Below are 8,645 nucleotides of genomic sequence, written 5' to 3' on the forward strand. Positions count from 1 at the left end.
ATCATGGATACCAGCAAGATCAGCACTTACGGCTATCATCACCTGCTTGATCAGGACATTTTCGGCCCCCAGAAGATCAAGCTTATCAGCTATGAAAAACACTGGGACTACACGTTTGAAAACTTCTTCCACCCCTTCGTGTCGGAGTTGATCGAGCGTCTGAACATACAGGGTGTGCCCGGGATGTTGTCCCCGGAGTTTCACAAAAGCTTGCGCAAGTCATTCTTCAATTCCCTCTATTCCCCGCAGGAAACCGACAAGATCGACATCCATTCGTTCCCGAAGGAAATTGACACGCGGATGGGTGGGCCTTATGCCAACTACAATTGGGAACTGATGTTCCATGTGCCGCTGACCATTGCGGTGCACTTGTCCAAGACCCAACGTTTCGCCGAAGCGCAACGCTGGTTCCATCTGATTTTCGATCCGACCGAGAATGACCCCGATGTACCGGTGCCCACACGCTATTGGCGTTTCCTTGCCTTTCGCGAGGGCGAAGCCCAATCCATCGATACGTTGTTGACCCTGCTCAGCAACCCAAACGACGAATGCACCGACGCGGAGCTGGCCGAGAAAGAAGCGATCCTAAATGGGTATGAAGCGGTGCGAAACACCCCGTTTCAGCCCTTTGCAGTCGCGCGCACACGGACGATTTCATTCATGATGCACGTGGTGATGAAGTACCTCGACAATCTGATTGCCTGGGGTGACAACCTGTTCCAGCAATTCACGCGCGAAGCCATCATGGAAGCGCTGCAGATCTATGTGCTCGCCTCGAATTTACTGGGCGACAAGCCGCAGCGTTCACCTGCGGGTGGAACAACCACGCCACGCACCTTTGCGCAACTTCGGGCGCAAGGGCTTGATCCGATGGGCAATGCATTGGTCGAGCTTGAAGGCGCGTTCCCCTTCAATTTCACAACGCCAACAGGTGCGGGCACCAGCGACAGCGCTGCGCCGTTATTCGGTATGGCCCGCACGTTGTATTTCTGCATCCCGCATAATGAAAAGCTGCTGGGTTATTGGGATACGGTTGCCGACCGGCTGTTCAAAATCCGCAACTGTATGGATATCGAAGGGCAGGTTCGTCCGCTTGCCCTGTTCGACCCGCCGATCGATCCCGGAATGCTGGTCAAGGCGGCGGCGGCTGGGCTGGATATCGGATCTGTCGTTTCGGGTTTGAATCAACCGGTCAGCCCCGTCCGCTCGCGCGTGTTGATCGAGAAGGCGGCGGAATTGGCTGGTGAGGTCCGAAATATCGGGTCGGCGTTGCTGACCGCCTTGGAAAAACGCGACGCCGAGGCACTGGCCCTGTTGCGGCAAGGTCACGAAGTCAGCTTGCAGAAACTGCAGGTCGATCTTCGTTACCTTCAATGGAAAAACACCGAGGCAGCGACGCAAGCGCTGATAGGCAGTCGTGGCGCGGCGCTTGAGCGATTGAACTATTACAAGCGCCTGCTGGGTCAGGAAGCTGATCCAAATGCGCCCGAGACCCTGGAGCTGACCCGTCAGACCCTGACAAAGGCCAATTTCGACGAAGCCTACGAAGCACTTGTTGCGCAATATGACGTCCCGGTTCAGCGGCTGGAGTTTCCCGATCTTGAGCGTCCGGGCGATGGCGATGGCGCGCAGACGTCAGGCCAAACCGGGGACGGAGACCTTCACCTGTCGAAAAAAGAGAATGAAGAACTTAACATCCTGCTGCCAATAGCCCGGGACACAACGTTGGCCAAATCGGTGTTCCACTCGATCTCGGCAACGCTTACCCCGATCCCCGACCCGAAACTGGACCTGCATTATTGGGGCCTCGGTGGCACCATCGACTTTAAGGTGGGAACCGTGCTGTCCTCGGTCATGCGGATCGCGGGGGATGTATCCGGGATGATCGCGGATTGGAACCGTGATCAGGCCGGGATGGCGGCTCGCGCTGCCGCCTATGAACGCCGCGCCGACGAATGGATATTGCAGCACAATCTGGCGGCCCATGATGTGATGCAGATCGGGCGTCAGATTCTGACATCGTTGATCGCGGAACAGGCGCAGCATCGCGAATATCTGAACGTCAAAAAGGCAATCCGTCTGACCGAACAGACCCGCGATTTCCTGCAGGATAAGTATACCAACGAAGAACTATACGGCTGGCTGCAGGGCGAGCTGTCAAAGCTGTATTACGAGTATTACCGCTTTGCCTTTGATACCGCACGGCGTGCCGAGCAGACCATGAAAGCCGAACTGATGCGGCCCGAGCTGGATCAGAAAACTCTGGTGCAGTTCAACTATTGGGATGGCGGTCGCAAGGGGCTTCTTTCAGGCGAGGCGCTGCTGCTGGACGTCAAGCGGATGGAGCTTGCGTATCACGAGCACAATCGCAACGAATACGAGCTGACCAAACATGTCAGCCTGCTACAAATCGATCCGCTGGCCCTGGTCAATCTGCGAAGAACAGGTCGGTGTACCTTTAAAATCCCCGAGGCGCAGTTCGATCTGGATGGGCCGGGCCATTATTTCCGCCGGATCAAGAGTGTTGCGCTCAGCCTGCCCTGTGTTTCCGGGCCCTATATCGGGACCCATGCGAAACTTGTGCATCTCAAGAGCAGCATCCGGCAGCGACCGGACATCGGGGATGGCTACGTTCGCACGGGACCCGAAGACAACCGCTTTGCCGATAACCACAGTGCGGAAAGCAATGTTTTCAGTGCGGCACAGATGGAAACCGGTCAGTTCGAGGGCATGCCCGATGATCGCTATTTACCATTCGAAAATGTGGGCGCAGTCAGCGAGTGGCGGCTAGAGCTGCCGGCGGACCCAACGCAGGGCGATCCGCAGCAGTTCGACTATGACACGATCTCGGACGTCGTCTTGCACCTGCGCTACACTGCGCGGGATGGCGGTGGGCCTGTGCGCAATGCAGCCGTTGATCAACTGAAGGCTGACATTGCGGCAGACGGGACTGTGGGCAATGTGCGGCTATTTTCACTGCGGCACGAGTTCCCGACAGAATGGGCACGCTTCCGCCGCGAAACACCCGCTGCGGGTGGGCGTCACGAGCTGCGGCTGACACTCCGACCCGAGCACTATCCCTATTGGTCGGCTGGTCGCCTCACGACGCTCAAACGGTGCGATCTTTTTGCTGAAAGCAGTCTGGATGCTGCTCCGGCAACAATCACGGTGTCTGATCGTTCTGATACCAGCGACGGAGGTGTGGTTCAGGACACATTGACCCGCCGTCCGGAACTGGGCGATCTGGCGGTTGGTCAGTTGGCGACGGTTCCGTTGCCCGCAGGCCCAACGGGTGAGATCGTGCTGTTTTTCGACACCGCAGAGTTCGAGGATATGCTGATGACTGTAACCTGGGGTGGTTGACGATCCTCAGCCATATAGGAACGTCACGGTTGGCGCGGACCATCCGGGGTGATCATCCAGTTTGACAGGGTCTTGTCCATTTTCCGCATCCGGTGACGCAACATGTCGCGTGTCATGCGCGCCAATGTGGCGGCGTGTTCAGGATGTTCTGCCACGTTCTCCATCTCACCCTGCCCTTCACCGTCAAACAGCATGGGCGGAAGATCAGCCGCAAACTCAACCAATGTAAACCGGTCGTCGCGCAGGATGCTCAGGCAGCTGTCCTCTAACCCCGTTTCCAGATCGCGTTGCCAGCGGGTTGGGTTCAGCGGATCAGCGAAGTCCAGCTCCGAGAATGAATAGCGGCGCCAGTCAGCCGGGGTTGAGGATTCACTCTGAAGGAAGGGCAACAGCGAATGCCCATTCATGGAATCCGGTATTGTCTGCCCGATCCATTCGAGAATCGTCGGAACGATATCAATCGATTCCGTGGGTGCCTCGACCCGTTTACCACGGGCTCCATCGGGCATGCGCACGATCAAGGGTGTATGATAGGCCGCATCATAAACCGACATCTTACCCCAACTGTGCCGATCCCCCAGCATCTCGCCATGATCTGCGGTGACCACCAGCATAGTGTTGTCGTACTGCCCTGTCTCTTTCAAAAACGAAACCACGCGGCCGATATGATGATCTACCTCCGTGGCAAGACCCAGATAGATCGAACGCAGCGTCTGCACTACCTCGTCCGTTGGCTCAAGGTCCGGGAAACCTTCAACAAACCCGGCAACCGTGCTGTTGGCCCGTGCCGGAGCGAAAAACGGATGCAACGCCTCTTCGGCCTCGGCGGTTAGCAGTCGCGATGGCAATGGTAGCGAGGCAGGGTCATACATTCGGTTATATGGTGCCGGGGCTACCAGCGGTGGATGCGGGCGAATGTAGGTCAGATGTGCAAACCATCCCCTGTCATCATCCGCATACGCCGGCATGGTTTCCAGAAACCGATCGGTTAGAAAGGCGGTATCGCTATCCTCGGCTGCGTAGAAGGCCGGGTCATTCAGTGCAGGCTGGCCGCCATTGGGTGCGACCGGTTTGAACACGTCAATATAGTTTTCGAACTCATATCCACGGTTTTTCAGATGAGAACGCCATGGGAATGACATCTCCAAACGCATTTCCAGCATTTCCTGAAAACCGGCCATGTGGAATTCATATGACCTGAGCGCCGGGTCTTTTGCATCAAACACGCGCGGGTCCTGTGATGTGTCGGTATATCCAAACAGCATCGGCAGATACCCTGCCTTGCGCATCTCGCTGGCGATGGTCGGTGCATCGTGGCGCAGGGGCGTGCCGTTTCGTACCGACCGGTGGTTCATCGCGTATTGCCCGGTCAGCAATGAGGCGCGCGATGGCCCGCAGGGGTTGGTAACGGAAAAGTGCCGCGTGAAAGAAACACTGTCCTCCATCAATGCGCGCATGTGAGGCAGGTCAACATGGGCCTCCAATGCCCCAAACAAACAATCCGCCCGCATCTGGTCGGTAATGATAAACAGGACGTTGTGTTTGTCTGTCATATCCCGGTGCTCCTGATCGCTGAACCGAATCTTTGGCCCTGCGCGTGTATTCCTGCCAAAACTACGCGGCGGTATTGCCTGCTTTGCCTCGGAATGGCGATACCCACCGCTCAAAAATCCACAAACGAAACCGCTAATCAACCAAAAACGGAATAATTTGGTTGAATAAGTTGTTTTTTGTGGGTTAATGTTGCTGTGCTGTGTGGGGTTTTGTGACGTTGATGCTTAAAAGATGTTGCGTAATGCAGCATCGCAGAGCGACGATACAACCGGAACACCCATGTGCAATGGCGATCCGTTAGTCATCCAGTTTACCTGTACCATGACGGCGTCTCTGAATACTGCTTAAGGCATTGCAATGAGGGACAAAAACAGATGCTAACCCCACCTAATACCGTTGCAACGCCCGAAGGTACGTCAGATATCGCGATTCACGCCGCCGAAATCGCCGATATCGCTGCGCAGGCTGCGCGCGGGTACTTTCGGGGACGTTTGGGGGTTGAGTTCAAGGCGGACGAAAGCCCGGTCACACAGGCGGACAAGGGTGTCGAGGCCGTGGTGCGACAATATTTGGCTGAGAACTTTCCAGATGACGGTATCTTTGGCGAAGAACAGGGGTTCGAAGGTCAGGATCGGCAGAATGTCTGGATTGTAGATCCCATTGACGGCACCCGGTCATTCCTGTCGGGGCATCCGTTGTTTGGGTTCCTGTTGGGATATCTCACGAATGGTGTTCCCCGATTGGGGGTCATCGGCATGCCTGCCCTGAACGAATTTCTGATCGGCATGAAAGGTCAAGGGGCCACACTGAATGGCAAGCCTGTCTCGGTCAGCGTTACACGCCAATTGAGCGACGCAGTTTTTTTCGTCAACGAAGGCGACAAGATTTACCGGGATCAACCGGCCCTGTTTGATCGGTTGATGAATTCGGGACAGACCCGACGCTTTGCCTATGACTGCTACCCGCATGCACTGCTTGCGATGGGCCATGTTGATGCGGTCATCGATTATGATCTGCAGCCTTATGACTATCTGCCGGTTTCCGCCGTAGTTGAAGCTGCGGGCGGGATCATGAGCGATTGGGAGGGTAAGCCGCTAGGTCTGAACTCCGACGGCCGAGTCATATCGGCGGCCACGCCGCAACTGCATTCCGAGCTGCTTGATCTGGTGAACGGATAACGGAATGGCGATTGTCAGTTTCCTCATAAGTCTGGCTGGTGCAACGATGCTGCTGCTCTACGCTGTGCGCATGGTGCGCACGGGCATCGAGCGTAGCTATGGTGCATCGTTTCAGCGGGTGATGACGGGGCAGCGCAGCTATGCGCAGGCCTCGATGGTAGGGCTTACAATGGCCGTCGTCCTGCAAAGCTCGGCCGCGGTTGCATTGCTGACCGCCGGATTTGCGGCGGGCGGGATGTTGGCCTTTCCGACAGGGCTCGCGATGGTTCTGGGTGGCGATCTCGGCTCGGCGCTGATCATTCAGGTTCTGTCCTTCAAACTGGATTGGTTGGTGCCGCTACTGCTTGCGGTCGGTGGCTATCTGTTCGTCAAGACAGAGGCCAAGAAACCGCGCCAGTTGGGCCGTATTCTGATGGGTGTCGCATTCATTCTGATCTCGCTGCGTTTTCTGCGCGAGGCGATGGACCCAATCCGTGACAGCGCCTTTCTACCCGCCATCGCCGAGTATCTTGCGCGTGATTACATCACAGCGTTCCTGGTCGGTGGAGCGCTGGCCTTTGTCATGCATTCTTCGGTCGCTGCGATCTTGATGTGTGTGACCCTGGTGCAAATCGGGGCGATCCCGTTTGCCGCCGGGCTCTCGCTGGTGTTGGGTGCTAATTTCGGGTCCGCCTTCATCCCGGTTTGGCTGACACGCGGCATGGCCCTGTCTGCAAGGCGCATTCCCTTCGCTAATCTGGCGCTGCGGGGCAGTTGGTCAATTGTCTCGCTGTTTGCTGCCAACATGGCGCTGCGAACCGGAGTATTGGGCGATCTGCAAGGCGGGCAGATGCTGGTGAATGCACATCTGATTTTCAACGCCTCGCTTCTGGTTCTGGCCCTGCCGTTCTGCGGCATGCTGCGCGCGCCATTCGAAAAACTGCTGCCCGATCCGAAAAGTCCTGAAAGCAGCGCGCAGCCCGGGCAACCGATCAGCGCACTTGATCTCGACTCCCTCAGCAGACCCAATCAGGCCCTGTCTAACCTCAAACGCGAGCTTCTGCGGATGAGCGACATGGTTGGCTCGATGTTCCGGCCTGCGCTGGAGCTTTATCGCAGCGGCGACAAGGAGCAGATCCGGGCCATTCGGGACATGGATACTGATGTGAACGATTGCCTTTCTGGTATCCGGCAATATGTGGCGGCTATCCCCGCTGATGCGTTCGGCAAGGAAAATGCCAAGATTGCGCGGGACCTAATGGAATATGCCATTCGCCTGGAAACCGCGGGCGACGTGGTGGCCAAACGCCTGACGGCATTGGCGGATGACATGCGCAAAAAGGGGGCCGCGTTCTCGAAAGAAGGTTGGTCAGAGCTGGTCGAAATGCACGAGGGGATTGTGGCCAACCTGAAACTGGCCTCGAACGTGCTGATCTCGGACGATCTGGAAAGCGCGCGACTGCTGAGCCTGGAAAAAACCGAAATCAAGCGGGCCGAGCGTGACAGTCGCAAACGCCACCTTAAACGCTTGCAACATGGCAGCGCAGAAAGCTTTGAAACCAGCGACATCCACCTAGAAACGCTGCGCGCCTTTCGCGAATTCAACAGTCACATCGCGGCCGTCGCCTATCCGATCCTGTATCGCAACGGGCTGTTGCTTGAAACCCGCCTGATCGAAGAAATGCCGCAGATGGAACAGGATGCGGATACCGAGGTCAAAGGATGACCGGATCGGTCGAAATCCTGAACCAGGCGGGCGTTGGGCGCGTCGTTCTGCTGTGTGAACATGCGAGCAACCGCATTCCGGCAGAGTTTGATGATTTGGGGTTGTCCGCATCCGCGCGCGTCAGCCATGCTGCTTGGGATCCGGGCGCAATGGCGCTGACACGGGCGCTGTCGACAGCGCTCGATGCTCCAGTCGTGGCCTCGACCGTCTCGCGATTGGTCTATGATTGCAACCGTCCGCCCGAGGCGGCAAGCGCAATGCCCGAGAAATCAGAACTGATCGAAGTGCCGGGTAATGTGGGCCTCGATCAATCGCAACGCGATGCACGCACCCAGGCAGTGTATGCCCCGTTCTGTCAGGCTGTTGCACAGGTTCTGGATGCGCGCGGTCCGGATACAGTCGTTGTGACTATTCACTCCTTCACGCCAGTCTATTTTGGTAAGCCGCGCGCGATTGAACTTGGACTTCTTCATGACGAGGACAGCCGTCTGGTCGATGCCATGCTGGATCATATGGATCAGATCCCGCATCGCCGCACGGAACGCAATCAGCCCTATGGCCCCGCTGACGGTGTAACGCATTCGCTCCGTCTCCATGCGCTGAGCCGGGGGCTGGCCAATGTGATGATCGAAGTACGCAATGATCTTTTGGGCAATGAAATACAGGTTGCCAACATGTCACGGGACATACTGGCGCTGCTTGAACCGGCGCTGAACGATATCACGATCAGGGAGGGCGCATCGTGAGCGCGACACTGACATTTGAGCATTTGAAGGCTGAGGTTTCGTCTGGCGAGATTGATACGGTATTGGTTTGTCTGGTTGACCTTCAGGGCCGTTTGATGG

5 protein-coding genes are annotated in these 8,645 nt (G+C 56.8%); 4 read left to right on the forward strand and 1 reads right to left on the reverse strand.

Going from position 1 to position 8,645, the window contains the following annotated elements; all coding sequences use genetic code 11:
- Positions 1–3 precede the first annotated feature (3 nt).
- Entirely contained in the window at positions 4–3,363 is a 3,360-nt protein-coding gene (locus ACR0AU_RS19125) for a Tc toxin subunit A-related protein (RefSeq protein ID WP_170734058.1), read from the forward strand.
- Between the two features lie 23 nt (positions 3,364–3,386).
- On the opposite strand, the gene ACR0AU_RS19130 is transcribed toward ACR0AU_RS19125, so the two are convergent.
- A complete protein-coding gene (locus tag ACR0AU_RS19130; protein ID WP_480562828.1) occupies positions 3,387–4,916 on the reverse strand; it encodes a sulfatase-like hydrolase/transferase in 1,530 nt (509 codons plus the stop codon).
- Positions 4,917–5,291: 375 nt separating this feature from the next.
- Between ACR0AU_RS19130 and ACR0AU_RS19135 the strand changes: the two genes are divergently transcribed.
- Genes ACR0AU_RS19135 through ACR0AU_RS19145 form a run of 3 tightly spaced genes read left to right on the forward strand, consistent with a single transcriptional unit; the run spans position 5,292 to position 8,546 of the window.
- Positions 5,292–6,095 (forward strand): inositol monophosphatase family protein, encoded by an 804-nt coding sequence (locus ACR0AU_RS19135; protein ID WP_170734056.1) that lies wholly within the window; start codon positions 5,292–5,294, stop codon positions 6,093–6,095.
- A gap of 4 nt (positions 6,096–6,099) precedes the next feature.
- Positions 6,100–7,800 carry a Na/Pi cotransporter family protein gene (locus ACR0AU_RS19140; protein ID WP_480796099.1) on the forward strand — a complete coding sequence of 567 codons (1,701 nt, stop codon included), beginning with the start codon at positions 6,100–6,102 and terminating at the stop codon, positions 7,798–7,800.
- Positions 7,797–8,546, forward strand: coding sequence for an N-formylglutamate amidohydrolase (locus ACR0AU_RS19145; RefSeq protein ID WP_170734054.1), 750 nt, complete (start codon positions 7,797–7,799; stop codon positions 8,544–8,546). Before ACR0AU_RS19140 ends, ACR0AU_RS19145 begins: the two co-directional genes overlap by 4 nt.
- Positions 8,547–8,645: the final 99 nt, after the last annotated feature.

This window comes from Ruegeria sp. CG1, assembly GCF_056537265.1.

What these genes read in the sequence shown, in the direction of transcription:
- ACR0AU_RS19140 (WP_480796099.1), top strand. Translation starts at nt 6,100, where the DNA reads ATGGCGATTGTCAGTTTCCTCATAAGTCTGGCTGGTGCAACGATGCTG.
- ACR0AU_RS19130 (WP_480562828.1), bottom strand. Translation starts at nt 4,916, where the DNA reads ATGACAGACAAACACAACGTCCTGTTTATCATTACCGACCAGATGCGG.
- ACR0AU_RS19145 (WP_170734054.1), top strand. Translation starts at nt 7,797, where the DNA reads ATGACCGGATCGGTCGAAATCCTGAACCAGGCGGGCGTTGGGCGCGTC.
- ACR0AU_RS19125 (WP_170734058.1), top strand. Translation starts at nt 4, where the DNA reads ATGGATACCAGCAAGATCAGCACTTACGGCTATCATCACCTGCTTGAT.
- ACR0AU_RS19135 (WP_170734056.1), top strand. Translation starts at nt 5,292, where the DNA reads ATGCTAACCCCACCTAATACCGTTGCAACGCCCGAAGGTACGTCAGAT.